The organism is Micromonospora yongxingensis (genome assembly GCF_052601155.1).
In genome coordinates, this window is record NZ_JBQXEO010000001.1 from 145,052 (window position 1) to 164,261 (window position 19,210).

At 74.0% G+C, this 19,210-nt stretch carries 19 protein-coding genes; 13 read left to right on the plus strand and 6 right to left on the minus strand.

Going from position 1 to position 19,210, the window contains the following annotated elements:
- The 3 genes from ACTWLT_RS00650 to ACTWLT_RS00660 are packed head-to-tail and all read right to left on the minus strand — an operon-like array spanning position 1 to position 4,085.
- Positions 1-3,345, minus strand: a complete 3,345-nt coding sequence (locus tag ACTWLT_RS00650) for an ATP-binding protein (protein WP_445316707.1) — start codon at positions 3,343-3,345, stop codon at positions 1-3.
- A 49-nt stretch (positions 3,346-3,394) separates the two neighbouring features.
- Complete coding sequence (locus ACTWLT_RS00655; RefSeq protein WP_252417346.1) at positions 3,395-3,757, minus strand: hypothetical protein; 363 nt, start codon at positions 3,755-3,757, stop codon at positions 3,395-3,397.
- A gap of 13 nt (positions 3,758-3,770) precedes the next feature.
- The gene (locus ACTWLT_RS00660) at positions 3,771-4,085 is read right to left on the minus strand and encodes a hypothetical protein (protein WP_445316708.1); all 315 of its coding nucleotides are present in this window, start codon (positions 4,083-4,085) and stop codon (positions 3,771-3,773) included.
- Between the two features lie 356 nt (positions 4,086-4,441).
- Here ACTWLT_RS00660 and folP point away from each other — a divergent pair, with 356 nt between their 5' ends.
- From folP to ACTWLT_RS00695, 7 genes are all read left to right on the plus strand, one after another.
- Positions 4,442-5,311, plus strand: a complete 870-nt coding sequence (folP, locus tag ACTWLT_RS00665) for a dihydropteroate synthase (RefSeq protein ID WP_445316709.1) — start codon at positions 4,442-4,444, stop codon at positions 5,309-5,311.
- Between the two features lie 73 nt (positions 5,312-5,384).
- Positions 5,385-5,750, plus strand: a complete 366-nt coding sequence (gene folB / locus ACTWLT_RS00670) for a dihydroneopterin aldolase (protein WP_445316710.1) — start codon at positions 5,385-5,387, stop codon at positions 5,748-5,750.
- On the plus strand, positions 5,747-6,274 hold the full coding sequence (gene folK, locus ACTWLT_RS00675) for a 2-amino-4-hydroxy-6-hydroxymethyldihydropteridine diphosphokinase (protein WP_445316711.1): 528 nt from the start codon (positions 5,747-5,749) through the stop codon (positions 6,272-6,274). The genes folB and folK overlap by 4 nt, the downstream gene beginning before the upstream one ends.
- Positions 6,275-6,293: 19 nt before the next feature.
- Positions 6,294-6,833, plus strand: a complete 540-nt coding sequence (locus ACTWLT_RS00680) for a DUF3180 domain-containing protein (RefSeq protein WP_445316712.1) — start codon at positions 6,294-6,296, stop codon at positions 6,831-6,833.
- 119 nt (positions 6,834-6,952) lie between these two features.
- On the plus strand, positions 6,953-8,167 hold the full coding sequence (locus tag ACTWLT_RS00685) for an ABC transporter permease (protein ID WP_445316713.1): 1,215 nt from the start codon (positions 6,953-6,955) through the stop codon (positions 8,165-8,167).
- A gap of 52 nt (positions 8,168-8,219) precedes the next feature.
- Positions 8,220-8,528, plus strand: coding sequence for a hypothetical protein (locus ACTWLT_RS00690; protein ID WP_252417340.1), 309 nt, complete (start codon positions 8,220-8,222; stop codon positions 8,526-8,528).
- A 56-nt stretch (positions 8,529-8,584) separates the two neighbouring features.
- A complete protein-coding gene (locus ACTWLT_RS00695) occupies positions 8,585-9,085 on the plus strand; it encodes a hypothetical protein (RefSeq protein ID WP_445316714.1) in 501 nt (166 codons plus the stop codon).
- 70 nt (positions 9,086-9,155) lie between these two features.
- On the opposite strand, the gene ACTWLT_RS00700 is transcribed toward ACTWLT_RS00695, so the two are convergent.
- The gene (locus ACTWLT_RS00700) at positions 9,156-10,160 is read right to left on the minus strand and encodes an ABC transporter ATP-binding protein (protein WP_445316715.1); all 1,005 of its coding nucleotides are present in this window, start codon (positions 10,158-10,160) and stop codon (positions 9,156-9,158) included.
- A gap of 2 nt (positions 10,161-10,162) precedes the next feature.
- Between ACTWLT_RS00700 and ACTWLT_RS00705 the strand changes: the two genes are divergently transcribed.
- From ACTWLT_RS00705 to ACTWLT_RS00720, 4 genes are all read left to right on the plus strand, one after another.
- Positions 10,163-10,849, plus strand: coding sequence for an ABC transporter permease (locus tag ACTWLT_RS00705; protein ID WP_445316716.1), 687 nt, complete (start codon positions 10,163-10,165; stop codon positions 10,847-10,849).
- A complete protein-coding gene (locus ACTWLT_RS00710) occupies positions 10,846-11,583 on the plus strand; it encodes an ABC transporter permease (RefSeq protein ID WP_445316717.1) in 738 nt (245 codons plus the stop codon). The genes ACTWLT_RS00705 and ACTWLT_RS00710 overlap by 4 nt, the downstream gene beginning before the upstream one ends.
- 230 nt (positions 11,584-11,813) lie before the next feature.
- Positions 11,814-12,818 carry a glycine betaine ABC transporter substrate-binding protein gene (locus ACTWLT_RS00715; protein ID WP_445316718.1) on the plus strand — a complete coding sequence of 335 codons (1,005 nt, stop codon included), beginning with the start codon at positions 11,814-11,816 and terminating at the stop codon, positions 12,816-12,818.
- 109 nt (positions 12,819-12,927) lie between these two features.
- Positions 12,928-14,691 carry a hypothetical protein gene (locus ACTWLT_RS00720; RefSeq protein ID WP_445316719.1) on the plus strand — a complete coding sequence of 588 codons (1,764 nt, stop codon included), beginning with the start codon at positions 12,928-12,930 and terminating at the stop codon, positions 14,689-14,691.
- Positions 14,692-14,709: 18 nt separating this feature from the next.
- Here ACTWLT_RS00720 and ACTWLT_RS00725 read toward each other — a convergent pair whose 3' ends face one another.
- Together ACTWLT_RS00725 and ACTWLT_RS00730 are read right to left on the minus strand one after the other, a co-directional pair.
- Positions 14,710-15,897, minus strand: a complete 1,188-nt coding sequence (locus ACTWLT_RS00725) for an NADH-quinone oxidoreductase subunit D (RefSeq protein ID WP_433536048.1) — start codon at positions 15,895-15,897, stop codon at positions 14,710-14,712.
- On the minus strand, positions 15,894-17,216 hold the full coding sequence (locus ACTWLT_RS00730; protein ID WP_445316720.1) for an SAM-dependent methyltransferase: 1,323 nt from the start codon (positions 17,214-17,216) through the stop codon (positions 15,894-15,896). Before ACTWLT_RS00730 ends, ACTWLT_RS00725 begins: the two co-directional genes overlap by 4 nt.
- Positions 17,217-17,378: 162 nt before the next feature.
- On the opposite strand from ACTWLT_RS00730, the gene ACTWLT_RS00735 reads away from it, so the two are divergent.
- Together ACTWLT_RS00735 and panC are read left to right on the plus strand one after the other, a co-directional pair.
- Positions 17,379-18,359, plus strand: a complete 981-nt coding sequence (locus ACTWLT_RS00735) for a Rossmann-like and DUF2520 domain-containing protein (RefSeq protein ID WP_445316721.1) — start codon at positions 17,379-17,381, stop codon at positions 18,357-18,359.
- Positions 18,356-19,204: a pantoate--beta-alanine ligase gene (gene panC / locus ACTWLT_RS00740; protein WP_445316722.1), complete on the plus strand. Its 849-nt coding sequence runs from the start codon at positions 18,356-18,358 to the stop codon at positions 19,202-19,204. The genes ACTWLT_RS00735 and panC overlap by 4 nt, the downstream gene beginning before the upstream one ends.
- The last annotated feature ends 6 nt before the right edge of the window (positions 19,205-19,210 follow it).

The window sequence follows — 19,210 nt, forward strand, 5'->3', positions numbered from 1 at the left end:
TCACGCCTCCAGATCCGGCAGGGGGATGCTCGGCAGCACTCCGGCCGCTGCGGCGATCGCGGCGGGCGTCGTGTCGAGGTGGTCCAGCAGCCCTTCGACGTACGAGACGTCGACGCGGACCTTCTGCACCCGCCCGTCGACGTCGCGCATCACGAACTCGCGGAAGCCGAGCCGGTTGGACGAGCTGGTGTCGGCGGCGGAGAGCGAGGCCAGGGTGGCTTCGTAACCGTCGTTGACCGGCACCCGCAGCAGCCGTAGCGCTTCGGAGGCGATCTCGGCGTCCTCGGCGATCCGGCCGACGAAGACGGTGGAGACGAGGTTCTGGACGTCGAGGCCGAGGATGTCGCGTGGGTTCTGGGAGGCGACGAGGGCGGCCAGGTTCCACTTGCGGGAGTCCCGGGCGAGTCGGACCAGGAACGATCGGCCTGACCGCCAGCCCTCCATGAAGTGGGCCTCGTCCAGGCCGACGAGCTTGCGCGAGGACATCGACCCGCCGTAGCAGCGTCGGACGGCGAGCCGGTGCGCGGTGTGCAGCATCGGCAGGGCGAGTGCCTCCTCGGCGGACCAGTACTCCCGTTCGATCTTGAGGTCGGGCAGTCGCAGCCCGGCCATGGTGATCACCGTGAGGGCCGCGTCCGCGCCGAGCAGCCCTTCCGGTGGCCGGCCGAAGAAGAGCATGGCCAGCGGCATCTCGGCGGTGTCCAGCAGCAGGTTGGCCAGTTCCTTGCCGGCGTCGTCGTCGAGCCGCCCGAGGCAGCTCACGACGTCGTCCAGCGTGGACGTCTCCTCGGCGGGGACCTGGCGGACCGCGTGCCGGAACAGGGTGGCGGTGGACGCCTCCCGGGCCACCTGCGGTGGCACGAGCATCATGCAGATGTCCTGGACGAGCATCCGCCGTTCGGCCCGCGCGTTGGAGACCGCGATCTCGAACTCCCGGTCACCGGCGGCCCCGGCACCGAATTCGCTGCGGAGTGGCGTCGGGATGAGGGAGTACGGCGCCAGGGTGCCGTGCTCCGACCCGGTCAGGTTCAGCACCCGGGAGTACGGCCGTAGCTCGGGCATGGCGCAGAGCCGGGCCAGCGGCCCGGACGGGTCGAGCAGGGTCACCTGGACGCCCCGTCGGGCGGCGAGGTAGCCGAGCGCGCCGAGCAGGGTGGACTTGCCACCGCCCGGCTCGGCCACGAAGACCGCGAGCCCCGAGCGTTCCCGTACCTCCATGGGGAAGTGCAGGTCGAGGAAGACCGGCCGGCGGCAGGTGCCCGCGGTGCGGCCGATCAGGTCACCCCGCCGGTCGCCCACGTTGGAGGCGGCCTGGGGGAGCGCGGCCGCGAGCAGCGGGACGGGCATCCGGCGGACGTAGCCGGTGTTGGCGATCGGCTCGCCGGGGATGAACTCGCGGGCCAGCCAGTCCTGGTTCTTCGGGTGCTGGAGCGAGATGCGCAGCTCCCGGGAGTAGAGCTGGATGAGCCGGCGGGCCCGCTCCAGGCACTCCTCCCTGGTCCGGCCGCCGACCGCGATGCGGTGCCAGCCGTGGGCGCGGGCCGAGTCGACGGGCAGCCCGGTGGTCATCTCGTCGCCGATCACCAGTGCCCGCTTGGCCAGTCGTTCCAGCTCGGGCGGGGCGTCGATGCCGTGCTCGGCGTAGTCGAGCTGCTGGGAGCGGATCATCCGGAGCCGGTGTTCGAGATTGCGGAACGAGTCGCCGGAGCCGAGGATGTCGACCCGGGTGGAGATCTCCATCGGCCAGGGCAGCCGCTCGTGGAAGTGCAGCCAGGGCTCGTGCCGTTCCGGAATCTCCAGGGGTTCCATCCGGCCGACGGCGAGCACGGCGACGTGCCGTTCCTCGCCGGTCATCCGGTTGACCAGCTTGACGGTCGAGCCGTACGGGGTGCGGTAGCGCTCGACCTGTTCGGTCATGGCGAGCAGGTCACCGCGTTCCCAGCGCCCGTCGGTCACGGGCGAGAGCCGGCCGGGCGGTGCCATGCACAGCGCCACCGACCGGTAGAGCAGCCATTCCAGCTCCTGTGCGGTGACGCGTCGGCCGCGCATGCCGAACGCGCCGAGCACCTCGTCGAACTGTTCGACGGTGCGGCCCAGCTTGCGGCGTTCGCCCTCGGCGGTGCCCCGGCCGAAGGTGCGCAGCAACCGCTCGGTGAGCGAGTCGCCGAGCGACCGGCGGGCGAAGGTGACGCCGAGGTAGGTCTGACCCTCGGCGTGGTTGACCGCCATCAGGTGCCGCTGCGCGGCGACCAGGTGGTCGGCCCAGCCGGCGGTGCCGGGCACGTCAGGAAGCGGTGCCGGGGTGTGTGCGTCGATGGTGCGCGCCCACTCGTCGGCGGGGAACGGGCGGGTGGTGCGGCGCAGGTGCAGCCGGAAGCCGGCCAGGCCGGCGTACTGCTCGGAGATCGCCGACAGCAGCGCCTCGCGTTCGGCGTCGGGCCGGAAGGCCCAGCGCACCTCGGGTAGCCAGTACCAGGCGGTGACGGTGTTCGGCGTGAAGGTCAGGTGGCCGGCGATCTCGGTGATGGCCAGCTCGACCGACGGGTCCCGGTCCCCGAATTTGATCTTCGGGGCGCGGACCCGGGTCGGCTTGTCCGGCCGGGCCGCCGGGCGCTGGCGGGGTGTGGCCACCTCCCGCCCGGTCTGCTCGGCACCGACCGCGGTGGGCCGGCCCGGGGCGCCACGCCTCGGCGCGGGTTCCAGGGCGGGCCGGTCCGCCGGTACGGCGCTGGCCGGCTCGGCCGCCCGCTCCGAAGGCGCCGGGTTGGCTGGCAGGGTCGCCGGACCGTTGGCCGAGGACGGCGATGCGCCTCCGGCGGTCGGGTCGGGCTCGTGGGGTGGGCGGAGCATCGGCAGCCGGTCGCCGGCCTGGTGTGGCACCCGGGACTCGACGGCGGGACGGCCGGCCGGGCGCCGCGGCTCGACGGGTCGTCCGACGTCGGTGGACTGGTCGGCTGTCCATGATGGCTCTGAGTCGGGCACCCGACGGGTCGGCTGGGCGGCGGGCGGCTGCTGGGGGATCGCCGGCTGCTCCCGGGTGGCCGGGCCGGCGGTCACGGCCCGTGCTCCGCCGGGCCGGGACGCGCCGAAGAGGTCCAGGAACGGGGAGTCGATGTCGGCGTTCTCGCCGGCCGACACGGCGGTGGGCTCGGCGGGTGGCGTCCGGCGCGGCACCGGTCGGGGCGCCTGGAAGACGCCGACCGCGCCGTGACCGGGAGAGGTCACCAGCGCGGGATCCAGCGCCACCTCGTCCTCGGCGTCGGTGTAGTCAAACGACTGCGCACGGTGACCTGCCGGCCCGGCCGGGCGGCCGGCCGGGGACCCCGGCGTGGAAGAGCGACTCATGCGACCGCCTCACCCGCATCGTGCGACGGACCGATCGGCGTACGCCCGGTCATGCCAGCTCCTCCCGAATCCTGATCCGGCTGCCGACCAGGCGCGGGTCGCGCTGCTCGATCGCCGGCTCCCGGGTGCGTCGCCAGTCGGTCAGTGCGGTGCGGATGACAACCCGCGCCGGCCGATCCGGGTCGACGTGCCGGAAGATGAACGACGTGGTCACGATGGCGAGGGCGATCTCCCAGGCGGGGAACAGCTCGACATTCAGCGTGAACAGCCAGTGGATGAACATGTAGAGGGGGACGAGCAGCATGAAGAGCCCGTACTGGGCGTACGGCAGATGGACCGGAAGGGTGTAACCGGGCGGCCCGAGGTAGACCAGGCGGGCCCGGTAGATGTCGTCGTCGGTGCGCAGCCGCATCTGATGACCGCGCCTATTCGAAGACCAGGTCGATCAGGTAATCGCCGACGAAGAAGAGTGTGGCCGCGCCGGCGATGAAGGCCAGCCCGACGATGGCGATGGCGGAGCTGGTCAGGACCTTGGAGATCTCGCCCCGGCTGGCTCGGCCGATGAAGATGACGCCCAGGACTGCCAGCAGGATCGGCGCGATCTTGCTGGCGAAGAAGGTGACCACACTGTTGGTGTCGATCCCCTTCGGTGCCGGCTCGGCGAGTGGAGCCGACGCCAGGGTGGAGAGCGCGTGGGCGACGCCGGACGACGCCGTCTCCATGAGCTCGAAGGCGATCACTGGAACCTCCCCATAGCGCGGCCGGCGGTGCCGCGGCGGTGCAATAGGCAAGCCTGGCGGGAAATGTGCTCGCAGGGCGCAGCGTTCTCGACCCTGCGTTCGTTACTCACCACGGAGAGTGGCGAGCTTTGGGCGGATTTTCCCCGCTTCGGCCCTCCCTCCACGCTTCGCCATCTCGATGCTGGCCAATTCCAAAGCGTACGGGCCGCCCCGGATTGCGACAAGCCGTGACGGGACTGCCCGATCGTGCCCGGACGACCGATCGTACACCTGTTCCAATGCGCACGTCAGGGGTGGTGAGGCGAGGGCCGACCCGGGTCGGTGGGCGCCGTCGCCGCGACCGGTACCGTCTAGTCGTGACCGATCTGGTACGGGCTCCGGGCCCGGTGGTGATGGGCGTCCTCAACGTCACGCCGGACTCCTTCTCCGACGGCGGACGGTACGCCGACCTCGACGCTGCCGTCGGACATGGCGTCCGTCTGCGCGACGCCGGGGCGCACCTGGTGGACGTCGGCGGCGAGTCGACCCGCCCGGGCGCCGAGCGGATCGACTCGGAAACCGAGGCCGACCGGGTGCTGCCGGTCATCCGGGAGCTGACCGCCGCCGGGGTGCGGGTCAGCATCGACACCAGCCGGGCACGGGTCGCCGAGGCCGCCCTGGGCGCCGGCGCGGCGGTGGTCAACGACGTCTCCGGCGGGCTGGCCGACCCGGACATGGCCCGGGTGGTCCGCGACGCCGGCTGCCCCTGGGTGCTGATGCACTGGCGGGGTCACTCCCGGCAGATGCGCGAGCTGGCCAGCTACACCGACGTGGTGGCCGACGTCCGGGCCGAACTGGCCCAGCGGATCGACGCGGCGCTGGCCGCCGGTGTGGCGGCCGACCGCATCGTCGTCGACCCCGGCCTCGGTTTCGCCAAGACGGCCGCACACAACTGGGAGCTCAGCGCCCGCCTGCCGGAGCTGCTGGACCTGGGGTACCCGCTGCTCTTCGGGGCCAGCCGCAAGTCCTATCTCGGACGGCTGCTCGCCGCCCCGGACGGCACGCCGCGGCCCACCGCGCAGCGGGAGGCGGCCACCGTCTCCACCAGCGTGCTGGCCGTGGCGGCGGGCGCCTGGGGGGTACGCGTGCACGACGTGCGCGCCACCGCCGACGCGCTCGCCGTGTGGGTCGCCACCGGGCGTCCGCGCCTGGCCCCCACGCGGGTCGGTCCGGGGCGGCCCGAATGACCGGCCCACGTCGGGTGCGCCCGACGGCCGCGGCAGCGACCGGTCGGGTGGCCGACCGGCGAGAGGGGATGCGATGACCGACCGGATCCAGCTCACCGGCCTGCGGGCCCGCGGCCGGCACGGGGTGTACGACTTCGAACGCGCCCAGGGGCAGGACTTCGTGGTCGACGCGATCCTCGAACTGGACCTCGCCCCGGCCGCCGCCAGCGACGACGTCACCGCCACCGTCCACTACGGCGAGTTGGCCGAACGCCTGGTCGCGGTGGTGACCGGTGAGCCGGTGAACCTGATCGAGACCCTCGCGGACCGGCTGCTCACGGTCTGCCTGGCCGACGAGCGGGTCGACACCGCCACGATCACCGTGCACAAGCCGGAGGCCCCGGTGCCGCACACGTTCACCGACGTCGCCGTCACCATGACCCGGGCGCGCGCCCGGTGACCAGGGCCGTGCTGTCGCTCGGCAGCAACCTGGGCGACCGGCTGGGCCATCTGCGTACGGCCGTCGCCACGCTCGGCGACAGCGTGCTGGTGCTGTCCGGGGTGTACGAGACTCCACCGTGGGGCGACGTCGACCAGCCCGCGTACCTCAACGCGGTGTTGCTGGCCCAGGACGACGCCGCCGCCCCGCGCGACTGGCTGGAGCGGGCGCGGGCCGCGGAGCGCGCTGCCGGCCGGGTCCGTGACCCACAGCGGCGGTTCGGGCCACGCACCCTCGACGTGGACGTGATCGCGGTCTGGGGTGACGACGACGAGCCGGTGCTCAGCGACGACCCCGAGCTGACCCTGCCGCACCCCCGGGCGCACCTGCGCGCCTTCGTGCTGCGGCCGTGGATCGACATCCAGCCGTACGGGCGGCTGCCCGGGCACGGTTGGCTGACCGACCTGCTCACCACCGGCCCGGCGGCCCGGGACGCGCTGGATCTGCGTCCCCGGCCGGAGTTGGCGTTAGAGTCGACGGCATGACCGAGCGGAGCCGGCCGGCATGACGCAGGCGAAGTCCCCACCACCGGGCGGGCCGGGCCCGGACCGGTCACGGATGGGCCCCACCCGCATCTCCACTCTGGTCGTGGCCGCCCTGGCCGCGGCGGCGGTGGCGTGGCTGCTGATCAGCACCCTCTACTACAGCGGCATCCCCCGGCTGCCCTGGCTGCCGGTGGTGACGCTGGCCGGGCTCGCCGTGCTGGAGGGGTACGCGGCGGTCAACACGAGAGGCCGCATCGAGCGCAAGCCCGGCCGGGATCCGGTGAACCCGCTGATGGTGGCCCGGTTCGTGGTGCTCGCCAAGGCGTCGGCGCTGGCCGCGTCCATCTTCGCCGGCTTCTACGCGGGGCTCACCGGCTGGCTCTTCGTCGAGACCACCCGGGCCGCCACGGAGGATCGTCCGGCCGCCGGGGGCGGCCTGCTCGCCTCACTGGCGCTGGTCGGCGCCGCACTCTGGCTGGAGCGTTCCTGCCGGGTGCCGGAGCGCCCGGACGACGAGCGCGAGCCCGACCAGCGGGAGAGCCGCCCCGGCCAGCGCTGAGCAGGGGGTTACGCCCGGCTCCGGGCGCGGGTACGGTGCCTGCGACCGGAGAGCAACGGCCGCCCCCGGTCCGTCCGCGCGCGGGACCGGGGAGGGCCGGCCAGCGGGGAGGCAGCGTCATGGCGTACGAAGAAACGGGCCGGGACCGGTCGGTGGAGCCCTCGTCCGGGGTGCCCGCCGCGGTTCTGGAGAACGTCTTCGACGACCCCACCCACGGCGAGCCCGGCCGGGACCGGGTCGGCGTGCACGTGTTCTGGGAGATCCTGCTGCTGGTCGGTCTCGCCGTCCTGGGCTGGCTGCTCTGGCGGGCCGACCCGGCCGCGCTGCGCGGCGCCGGCCTGCGGACGCTGCTGGTCGGTGCGGTCGGGCTGGGGTTGCTCGCTCTCGCCGCCGGGCTGAGCCTGCGCACCGCCGCCCCGAACCTGGCCGTCGGGCCGATCGCGGTCGCCGCCGCACTGCACTACGCGGAGCAGGGCGACCAGGGCCTGCGGGACTCCGTGGGCCCGGCCATCGCGGTCGCCGCGCTGGGCGGGCTGGCGCTGGCGCTGGCCGTGGTGGTGCTGCACGTGCCCGGCTGGGCCGCCAGCCTGGCTGGCGCCGCCGGCGTGGTGGTGTACATCGAACGCCGGTCGGCGCCCGTGCTGGTGCAGGGCGACTACGACCCGGGGCGTAGCGCCGGCTATCTCTTCGCCGGGTTCGCGGCGGTCGCGGTCCTCGGAGGGCTGTTCGGCGCGATCCGGGCGATCCGTCGGCTGGTCGGCCGGTACCGGCCGGTCACGGATCCGGCCCGCCGCCGGGGAGTGGTGGCCGCCGTGGTCACCGCCGTCGCGCTGGTCGGCTCGACCGTGCTGGCCGCGCTCGCCGGAGTGCTGCTCGCCGCCAACGGCCCCGGGCCGGTCGCGCCGACGCCCGGGCTGGACTGGACCGTGCTGGCGATCGGGGTGGCCCTGCTCGCCGGCACCAGCGCGTTCGGCCGCCGGGGCGCTGTGTTCGGGACCCTGCTGGCGGTCGGCCTGGTCGCCGTCTTCCAGGCGTACGCGCGGGCGCGCGGTTGGACGGTGGACACCTGGACGGTCGGCGGTGTGGCGCTCGGCATCGGGCTGCTGGTCACCCGACTGGTCGAGACGTTCGGGCGGCCCCGTCCGGGCAGCACCGACAGGCCGGAACCGGTCGGCGACGGCACGATCAGCACGGGCTGGACCGTGCCGCTGTCGCAGCCGGTCGACAACTGGCCCCCGACGCTGCCGACGCCCGCCGCGCCCCAGCAGGTCGATCCGTGGCGGGATCCGCGCTGGGAGGACGGCCCGCGCCGGTGGGACGCCGATGACCGGTGAGCCGTGTCGCGTCCGCGAGCCGGAGCTGATCTCGACGGTTAGGCTCGGCGGCATGACCGACACACCTGCCGCCACCCCCGGCGGAGCCTCGTTCCAGGAGCTCGACCTGCTGTCCACCGAGGAGTTGCGGGAGCGGGCGTTCGCCCGGGCGCGGGAGCATCGCGACGTGGGCTTCTTCTGGTCGGTGCTGCGGCGTCTGCCGAACGCGGACGAGGCGACGGTCCTGGACGGCGCGCCCAACTCGATCGGCCCGACGATCGACGAGGCCGCCGCGCTGTGGCGGGAGCTGACGGGTCACGGTTACGAGGAGTCGGCGCCGCTGCTGCGGGCAGCCTTCATCGACTACCTGCTGAAGCACTGAGCCGGTCGGGGCAGCCCAGGTTTGCCCGGTCGGCCGGGTCGGGCACTGGGCGGATCATGGCACTCTTCCACCGCACCGGCCCGGTCAGCCGCTACGGGACGGCCGCCGGCACCGGCGCCCTCGCCGTGCTGTTCCTGGTCGGCCTGTGTGGCAGCCCGCTGTACACCCGGTGGGCCGGCACCCAGACGGACCCGGAGTCGGGCGTCGCCTTCTACCTGCGGGTGCTCGCCTGGCCGGCCTGGCGGCTGGACGCGGACGGGCAGCCCGGCGGGTTGTTCGCCGCCGACGTGCGGGCGGTCCTGCTGGTGATCCTCGCGGTGGCCCTGCTGTACCTGCTGCCCGCCGCCCAGGTGGCCCGGGTGCCCGGCTCGGTCAGCCAGTTCTTCTCCGGCTGGGCCGCGTACGTGCTGGCCGGCGGGCTGGCCGCCGTACTGGCGGCGCTACTCGGCCCGGAGCCGTCGCTGCTGGCGGCGTTGCGGGGGGCCAGCGAGGGCGCCGGCTACGGCTTCCTCTCCGGGTGGATCATCGGCACCGCCAGCCTCGGCGGCCGGGCGTGATTCGGCCGCACGCACCGGCCTGACCGCTCGGCTGGACACCGTGCAGGCCGCCCGAGCGGGGTCGGCCCGGTCAGTTCGTCGGGTTGCCGAGGTCGAGGAGGCGCTGTCGGCTGAGCGCTCCCACCGGCCGGCCCTCGTCGGTCACCACGAGCCGGTCCTGTCCAGAGGTGAGCAGCACCGCCAGCGCGTCGTACGCGGAGCCGTCCAGTCCGACGGTGGGCAGGTCCGCCGCGGCGTCGCCGGGCACCGGGTCCAGCGCCTCCCGGGTCAGGGGGGTGACCGCGAGCCGGCGGATGCCCCGGTCGGCCCCGACGAACTCGCGTACGAACGGGGTGGCGGGGTCGCCGAGCAGGGCTGCCGGCGTGTCGTACTGCTCCAGGTGCCCGCCCTGCGAGAGCACGGCGATCCGGTCACCGAGCCGGACCGCCTCGTCGAGGTCGTGGGTGACCAGCACGATCGTCTTGCGGACCTCGGCCTGGAGGCGGAGGAACTCCTCCTGGAGACGGGCCCGGACGATCGGGTCGACGGCCGAGAACGGCTCGTCCATCAGCAGCACCACCGGGTCGGCGGCGAGGGCGCGGGCCACCCCGACGCGCTGCCGCTGCCCGCCCGACAGCTCGTGCGGGTAGCGGCGGCCGAACTGGGCGGGGTCGAGGCCGACCAGGTCGAGCAGTTCGTCGACCCGGGTCCGGATCTGACTGCGGGACCAGCCGAGCAGCCCGGGCACGGTGGCCACGTTCGCCCGGACGGTCTGGTGTGGAAAGAGCCCCACGTTCTGGATCACGTAGCCGATCCGGCGGCGCAACCGCACCGGGTCGACGTCGGTGACGTCCTCGTCGCCGAGCATGATCCGCCCGGCGGTGGGCTCGATGAGGCGGTTGATCATGCGGAGCACGGTCGACTTGCCGCAGCCGGACGGCCCGATCAGCACCACCAGCTCGCCGGCCTTGACCTCCAGACTGAGGTCCCGGACGGCCTCGGTGCCGTTCGGGTAGCGCTTCTGGATGCCCTGCAGGGAGATCGACGCGGCGCGAGCGGTCTCGGCCACGCCGGAGGCCTCCGGGGTAACGTCCACGTATGTCCTTCCGCCTGAGCTACCGGGCCGACCCGGGAAACCCCTGGTTCTCCTGGCAGTACGTGCGGGACAACTCTGACACGATCCTCGCCGCCGTGCGTGAACACGCCTCCCTCACCGGGCGCGCGGTGCTGATCGCGGCACTGGTCGCCCTGCCGTTGTCCGTGGTCGCGTACTGGTTCCGCCCGCTGGCCGGCCCGATCCTCGGCATCACCGGCGTGATCTACACCATTCCGTCGCTCGCCCTGTTCGCGTTCATCGCGCCATACCTGGGCACCGGTGCCACCACCGTGCTGGTCGGACTGGTCCTGTACGCGCTGCTGCTGATCGTCCGCAATGTGGTGGCCGGGCTCAACCAGGTGCCACCGGAGGTCCGTGAGGCCGCCGAGGGCATGGGCTACGGGCGGTGGGGACGACTGTTCCGGATCGACCTGCCGTTGGCGATCCCGGGCATCCTGACCGGGCTGCGACTGGCCACCGTGTCGACGGTGGCGCTGGTCACCGTGGGGGTGCTGGTCGGGCACGGCGGTCTCGGGCAGCTGATCTTCGCGGGGTTCCAGAACAACCTCTACAAGGCGGAGATCATGACCGGCACCGTGCTCTGTGTGGCGCTCGCCGTGCTGCTGGACCTGCTGCTGGTCCTGGTCGGCCGCCTGATCACCCCCTGGGCCGCGCGGGGCGCCCGGTGAGCGCCGCGGCGAGCCCCGTGCACCAGGCGGTGCTGTGGCTCAACGACCCACTGAACTGGACCAACCCCGGCGGGATCCTGGACCGCCTCGGCGAGCACCTGGCGATCTCCGCCGCCGCGGTGGCGCTCGGCTGCCTGGTGGCCTGGCCGCTCGGGCTCTGGCTGGGGCACACCGGGCGGGGCGGCGGCCTGGTGGTGCTGGTGTCCAACGCCACCCTGGCGATCCCCACGCTCGCGCTGTTGACCATCCTGCCGCTGACCTTCCTCGGCTTCGGCCGCACGCCGGTGGTGGTGGCGCTGGCCGTCTTCGCCGTTCCGCCGCTGCTGGCCAACGCGTACCTCGGCGTGCGCCAGGTCGACCCGGAGGCGCGCGACGCGGCTCGCGGGATGGGCCTGTCCGGCGGGCAGTTGCTGCGTCGGGTGGAGTTGCCGCTCGCCGTGCCCTACCTGGCCGCCGGTTTCCGGACCGCCGCCGTGCAGGTGATCGCCACCACAGCGCTGGCGTCGTTCGTCAACGGCGGGGGCCTCGGCGAGATCATCCGCACCGGGTTCGGGCTGAGCATCGCGGCCGGTGGGGGTCAGATCGTGGCCGGCGGCCTGCTGGTGGCCGGTCTCGCGCTCCTGGCCGAGGTGCTCCTCAGCGGCCTCGAACGCCTGGTCACGCCCCGTCCGCTGCGGCGCGTACGGCAGGGCGCGGCGCGACCCCGACCCGCCGACGCCACCGGCCGCGCCTGATCCACCCGGGCACGTCCCGACGAGGGGTGATCCGTCCGGGTGAGCGGTCGTCGAACCACCGACCGGCGGCGGGCCGGCCGGTGACGATGCGGTGACGAAGCCCTCCCAAGGTTGTCGGTCGGTTGCGGACGATGTTGGGTGGACATTCGCGGGCGACCAACAGCCAGGTTCGCCCGTCGGACACGCGGCCGGCCCGGGACGGGTCGCGCCGGGACACGGAAGGCGGGCACATGCGCGCACGTACACGTCTGGCGTTCGGGGCGGTCGGCGCCGTCGCCGCGGCGGGGCTCCTCACCGGGTGCGGCGACGCCGGCTCGTCCGGCACCGACGCACCGCAGCAGGGCGCCTCCGGCGCCGGTTGCGCCCCGGTCGCCGGGCAGCAGCTCATCGCACTGCAGGACGACAAGAAGCTCCAGAACTCCGACAACGTCATTCCGGCGGTCAACAGCAAGGCGGCCAACCCGCAGCTGATCGCCGCGTTGGACAAGGTCTCGGCAGCGCTCGACACGCCGAAGCTGATCCAGCTCAACAAGGCCGTCAACGACGACCGCAAGACCCCCAAGGTGGCGGCCGAGGAGTTCGCCTCCGCCAACAACATCACCGCGGGCATCGCCAAGGGCCCGGGCGGCGAGATCGTGGTGGGTGCCGGCAACTTCGCCGAGAGCCAGACGTTGGGCGAGCTGTACCGGATCGCGCTCACCGCCGCGGGCTACCAGGTCAAGGTGCAGCAGATCGGCAACCGCGAGCTGTACGAGCCGGCGCTGGAGAAGGGCGAGGTCCAGGTCGTCCCGGAGTACGCGGCGACGATGGCGGAGTTCCTCAACACCAAGGCCAACGGTCCCAACGCCCAGCCGGTCTCCTCGCCCGACATCAACACCACGGTGACCGCGCTCAAGGCGGAGGGCGACAAGGTGGGCATCACCTTCGGCACCCCGGCCGCCGCGCAGGACCAGAACGCCTTCGCGGTCACGCAGGCCTTCGCCGACAAGTACGGCGTGCGGACCCTCTCCGAGCTGGCGGCGAAGTGCTCCGGCAACGCGACCGTGCTGGGTGGTCCGCCGGAGTGCCAGCAGCGGCCGTTCTGCAAGCCGGGCCTGGAGAAGACGTACGGCCTCTCGGTGGGGTCGTTCTCCTCGCTCGACCAGGGCGGTCCGCTGACCAAGAACGGGCTGCGCACCGGTTCCATCAGCGTCGGCCTGATCTTCTCCTCGGACGGCGCCTTCGCCACCAGCTGAGCCACCTCGTGGCGTGCTGACGACGCCCTCGCCCCACCCGGGGCGGGGGCGTCCGCGCGTGCCGGGGACCCGTTCCCTCGGGTGGGGATCGTCGGTAGGCTGCACAGCCATGCCAGCCCCGGTCACTCCCGACGCCCGGCGTCAACCGCCGCTGCTGACCATGCTGTTCTGGGCCGGCGTGGGCCTGGCTCCGGTGGCGGCGCTGATCCTGCTGGTCGCCGACGGCAACGGGCCGCTGCGCTTCGCGGCGGTGCTCGCCATCGTGGCGGTGGTGCTGATCGGCCTCTCCATCGCGCTGCGGCCCGACGGTGCCTCGGCGCAGGCCGACGAGCTGCTGGACGAGATCGAGGAACTGCGCCGGGAGCTGCGCACCGAGATCGTGGCCGCCGCGCAGCGCGGTAACCAGGCACTCGACCAGGCGCAGCGGGCACAGGAGGGCCTCGCCGCGGTCCGCCGCCGCCTCGACGCCAGCGGTGCGGCTCTCGCCGGTGCCGCCGCCTCCGTCGATCCGGCGGGTGCCGGCCGGGCACGGGTGCCGGCCGCCGAGCCGGTCGAGGTCGCTCCGGCCGCCCGCAATCGGGTGCCGGTGCCGGGTGACACCCCGGCGGGTCGGGCCCGGATGGCAGCCCCCGACGCCGTCCCCGGTCGGGGCCGCCCCGAGCGTGCCGACGACGAGCCTGCGTACCCGCGACCGGCCGCCGACGTCGCCGCCGAGCCTCCGGTCAGCGCCGGGCCGTACGGTGCCGAGCCGCCCACGGCCGGCGGGGTGTACGGCGCGCAGCGAGCCACCGGGTACGGCTCGGCGCCCCGCCCTCGTGACCAGGACCGTTCCGAGCCGGCGCACCGGCCGGTCGGCGTGGTCCGGCACACCGAGACCGTGCACGTGACCACCCGGCACACGGTGGTGGACGGCGGTCCGGCCGAGCCCGGTGGGCGGTACGGCGGTGGATACGGCGGCCAGTGGACCGCGCCGGCGCGGGAGTGGACCCGGGGCGATGGCGTGGACGAGCGTTCCCGGCCGGCGGACCGCTCGTGGGGTGAGCCCGAGGAGCGTCCCCGGCCCGGTTACGGCGACGACCGTGCCCGCCCCGCCGACGGGCCCGGCTGGACGGCCCGCCGCGACGAGCCGGAGTGGCCCGATCCCCGCGACGCGCACGACGAGCCGGACGAGCCCGGCTGGGATGCCGGACCGCAGCACGCTCCGGAGCGGTCGCACCCGGCTGCCTGGGCGAACCCGGACGACCGTCACGACGACCGCGGCTGGTCGGAGCAGCGTGCGCCGGACCGGACGGCGGCACCTCAGCCCGGGCCGCCCCTGCGGGCGGACGACACCGGCGAGTACTGGTCGCAGCTGCGGGCCGGTGACCGGTGGGCGGCCGTCCGGGACGACGAGCACGGCCGTGAGCTGCGCGTCGGTGAGCGCCGGGCCGAGGTGCAGGCGGACGCCACCGGCACCGAGTACCGGGTGGCCGACCGCTGGGCGTCCGTCCGGCAGGAGGATCCCCGTCGGCACGAGGAGCCCCGTCGGCACGAGGGAGCACGCCGGCACGAGGACGCGCGTCGCTACGACGAGCCGCACCGCTACGACGAGCCGCACCGCTACGACGAGCGTGAGCCGTACCCCCGGGACGAGCCGGCGCGCCGGCACGACCGCGACGGCGGCTGGCGGGCCGAGCCGGAGGACCGGCCGGCGCTGCCGGTCGGCGGCGTGCCGGTGCCCGACGAGTGGCGCCCACCGCGCCAGCGCGGTCACCAGGCGGACCCCGCACCGGAGCGGGCCGGCCGGCGCCGCGTCGAGGAGCGGTACGGCTATCCGCCGCAGGACGACGCGCCGCGTGCCGGCGGCGCCCCGGTCACCGACCGCTGGCGCTGAGCCAGGGCCGGGCTCGGGTCACTTGTCGATGTCCCCGACCACGAAGAACATCGAGCCGAGGATGGCGATCAGGTCCGGCACCAGGCAGCCGGGGAGCAGGGTGGCCAGCGCCTGCACGTTGGCGTAGGAGGCGGTGCGCAACTTCAACCGCCAGGGCGTCTTCTCGCCCCGGGACACCAGGTAGTAGCCGTTGATGCCGAGCGGGTTCTCCGTCCAGGCGTAGGTGTGCCCCTCCGGTGCCTTGAGCACCTTGGGCAGGCGGGTGTTGATCGGCCCGGTCAGCCGGTCCACCCGGTCCAGGCACTGCTCGGCGAGGTCGAGTGAGGCGTACACCTGGTCGAGCAGCACCTCGAAGCGGGCGTGGCAGTCCCCGGCGGTCTTCGTCACCACCGGCACGTCCAGCTCGTCGTAGGCCAGGTAGGGGTCGTCGCGGCGCAGGTCCAGGTCGAGCCCGGAGGCCCGGGCCACCGGCCCGGACGCGCCGAACGCGGCGGCGTCTGCGGCGGACAGCACGCCCACCCCCACGGTGCGGGCCAGGAAGATCTCGTTGCGCCGGATCAGGTGGTCCAGGTCGGGCAGTCGCCGTCGTACCTCGCCGATCGCCGCCCGGGCCCGGCCGGTCCAGCCGTACGGCACCTCCTCCTTGAGGCCGCCCACCCGGTTGAACATGTAGTGGATGCGGCCGCCGGAGACCTCCTCCATCACCGCCTGGATGGTCTCCCGTTCCCGGAAGGCGTAGAAGACCGGTGTGATCGCGCCGATCTCCAGCGGGTAGGAGCCGAGGAACATCAGGTGGTTGAGCACCCGGTTGAGCTCCGCGAGGGCCATCCGCAGCCAGGTGGCCCGCTCCGGCACCTCCATGCCCATCAGCCGCTCCACCGCGAGCACCACACCCAGCTCGTTGGAGAACGCCGACAACCAGTCGTGCCGGTTGGCCAGCACGATGATCTGCCGGTAGTCGCGCACCTCGAAGAGCTTCTCCGCGCCCCGGTGCATGTAGCCGACGATCGGTTCGCAGGCGATGACCCGCTCGCCGTCGAGCACCAGCTTCAACCGCAGCACGCCGTGCGTGGAGGGGTGCTGCGGGCCGATGTTCAGCACCATGTCGGTGCCGAGCTGTTGACCGCCGGTCCCGGCGACCAGGCCGGCCCCGGTGCCGACGGTCAGTTCACGGAGGTCCCCGGCGTCGGTGGTCATGCCCGTCATCGTGCCACGGCCGGCCCGAGCGGGATGCCGACCGGTTGCCGCAGCCACCAGTGCCCGCCGAGCCCGGCCGGGTCGGTCAGCTCGGCCACCGCCGACGCGGCGGCCAGCGCCCGCACGTACCCCGCCGGGTCGGTGCCGGCCAGGCTCAGCGGCGGTCGGCCACCGTCGGCCCCGAGCGCCCGCAACGCCTCCCGCTGCGAGACCAGGGAGTACGCGCACCGGGCGACCGCCGCACCGGCGGAGGCAACCGAGTCCATGGCCACGTGGGCGGTCACGTCCCCCGACCCGTCGGGCACCGGAGGCACCTGCCGCCCACCCCGGTACCCGGTCAGCGTCCCGTCGACCGGCCGTCCCTCCCGCAGATGCCCGTAGTCCACCGCGACGGCCATCCCCCGCTCGATCTTCCGCACGGCGTCCGCCCAGGCTTCGTCCCTGCTTCTCCCGATTTCTGCCCGCGTCCCGTGCGCCTGCGGGTGGTCGCCGTGGGGGGTTTCCGGGCAGCCCGGCCGGCTCCGGGCGGTCAGGCTTGATCCCTCCGCCGGCCGGGCTGCCCGGAAACCCGACCCGCGTGCGCTGGTGACGGCAGTTTCGGCCGCCGCCGGACCCGGGTCACGGTCCGCGCTGGGCAGCCTCGTGGGGCTGGGCCACCATGTCGTCAGCCAACCAAGATCAGCGGTGCTGACGGGTTCCCCAAGGGTTTCCACCCCGCTGGTCGGGTCGACCAGCAGGTACCGCCAGCCGTCCTCGGTGTGCACCGCCACGTCCAGCGGAACGTTGTCCAACCACTCGGTGGCCAGGAGCACCCCGGTGATTCCGGCAGGCATCTCGGACACCCAGTCGATGTCCTCTGGCAGGTGTGCGGAGCGAGGTGCCAGCTCAACCGCCGTGAACCGCACCCGTTCCGCGAGCGACGGACGAACGGGGACCGACGACAGCTCATCCCGCGACGGACGGGCCGCGGCCGTGGAGGTCAGGGTTTCCGGGGAGCCCGCCCGCGGAGGGATCAAGCCTGACCGCCCGGAGCGGGTGGGATCCCCGGAAACCCCCACCGCGAGCCCGGCGGCGCCCTCGGACAAGACGAGGCTGAGCAGGGCGGAGAGCAACTCCCCCCGACCAGCACCCACGTCGACCACATCAAGTCGTGCGGGGTGATCGAGGGCCGCGTCGACCTGTGTGATCAGGCGCAGCAGGGCGCTGGCGAAGGCAGGGGAGGCGTGCGCGCTGGTCCGGAAGTGGTCGGCCGGCCCGGCACCGGCGACGAAGAAGCCGCCCGGCCCGTAGAGGGCCTGGCCCATCGCGTCCCGCCAGGAAATGGGCATCAGTTCGTCCCGTGTTCTGGGTGCGTCACCGTGCCGACCCTACGGTCACCTACCCCCCTTCCTCGGGCCGTGAGCGTTTTCACACATGCTTGTCCCGGTTCGGCGGGCCGGGCGCATACTTGCGATCGACCGGTACCCCTTCTCGAGGACTGGATCGTCGTCATGAGCGCACCCCTGCGCCCGCGTCCGGCCGCCCAACTCGGGCCTGCCGCACCGCGGGATCGCGCCGTCATCGGCGCCCCGGCTGCCGCCACCTCCCGCCTGCTCACCGTCGGTGTCGTCGGCGCGGGCCGGGTCGGTGCCGTGTTGGGCGCCGCACTCGCCGCCGCCGGGCACCGGGTGGCCGCCGTCGCCGGCGGCTCCGGAGCCAGCCGCGCCCGGCTCGCCCTGCTGCTGCCCGACGTGCCCCGCCGTCCGGCCGTCGCCGTCGCACACGCCGCCGTCGACCTGCTGCTCATCGCGGTGCCGGACGACGCGCTGGCCGGAGTGGTCGCCGACCTCGCCGACCGGGGCGCGCTGCGCCCGGGTCAGGTGGTCGCACACACCTCCGGCGCGCACGGGCTGTCGGTGCTGGAGCCGGCCGTCGCGGTCGGTGCCCGGCCGTTCGCCCTGCACCCCGCCATGACCTTCACCGGTACGCCGGACGACCTGGCCCGGCTCGCGGGCATCTCGTACGGGGTGACCGCCCCGGCGGAGCTGCGCCCGCTGGCCGCCCGGCTGGTGGCCGACCTCGGCGGAGTGCCCGAGTGGGTGGGTGAGGCGGACCGCCCGCTCTACCACGCCGCGCTGGCGCACGGCGCGAACCACCTGGTGACCCTGGTGAACGAGGCGGCCGACCGGCTGCGCGACGCGGGCGTGGCCCAGCCGGAGAAGGTCCTCGCCCCGCTGCTGCGGGCCGCCCTGGAGAACGCGCTGCGGCTCGGCGACGACGCGCTGACCGGCCCGGTCTCCCGCGGCGACGCGGGCACCGTCCAGCGGCACCTGACCCGGCTGGCCGAGACCGCGCCGGAGTCCGTCCCCGCCTACCTGGCGCTGGCCCGGCGTACCGCCGACCGGGCGATCGCCGCCGGCCGTCTCCGGCCGGTGGACGCGCAGTCGCTGCTCGGCGTGCTGGCCGACAGCGGACGGGAGGTGGCGGCATGACTCAGCTCGTGCACACCCGCGTCGACCTGGCCGAGGCCCGGGCCGCGCTGAAGGGCACGGTGGCCGTGGTGATGACCATGGGCGCGTTGCACTCCGGGCACGAGACGCTGCTGCGTGCCGCACGGGAACGGGCCGACCACGTGCTGGTGACGATCTTCGTGAACCCGTTGCAGTTCGGGCCGAACGAGGACTTCGACCGCTATCCGCGGACGCTCGACGCGGACCTGGAGGTGTGCCGGCGGGCCGGTGCCGACCTGGTCTTCGCCCCGTCGGTGGCCGAGATGTACCCGGACGGTCAGCCCCGGGTGCGGCTCGACCCGGGGCCGCTCGGGTCGGAGCTGGAGGGCGCGAGCCGCCCCGGGTTCTTCCACGGTGTGCTCACCGTGGTGTTGAAGCTGCTCCAGCTGACCCGGCCGGACCTGGCGTTCTTCGGCGAGAAGGACTACCAGCAGCTCACCCTGGTCCGGCGGATGGCCCGCGATCTGGACGTGCCGGTCGAGGTGGTCGGCGTGCCGACCGTCCGCGAGCCGGACGGCCTGGCGCTGTCCAGCCGTAACCGCTACCTGAGCGAGTCGGAGCGGGCCGCGGCGTTGAGCCTGTCCGCCGCGCTGCGGGCCGGTGCGCGGGCCGCCGACGACGGCTTGGACGCGGGGGCGGTGCTGACCGCCGCGCACGCCGCGTTCGGCGCCGGTACGCCCGGTGCGCGGCTCGACTACCTGGTGCTGACCGATCCCGATCTGGAGCCGGGGCCGGTGTCCGGGCCGGCGCGGCTGGTGATCGCCGCGTGGGTGGGCAGCACGCGGTTGATCGACAACGCGGCGATCCACCTCGCCCCCCGCCCCTGATCCGGC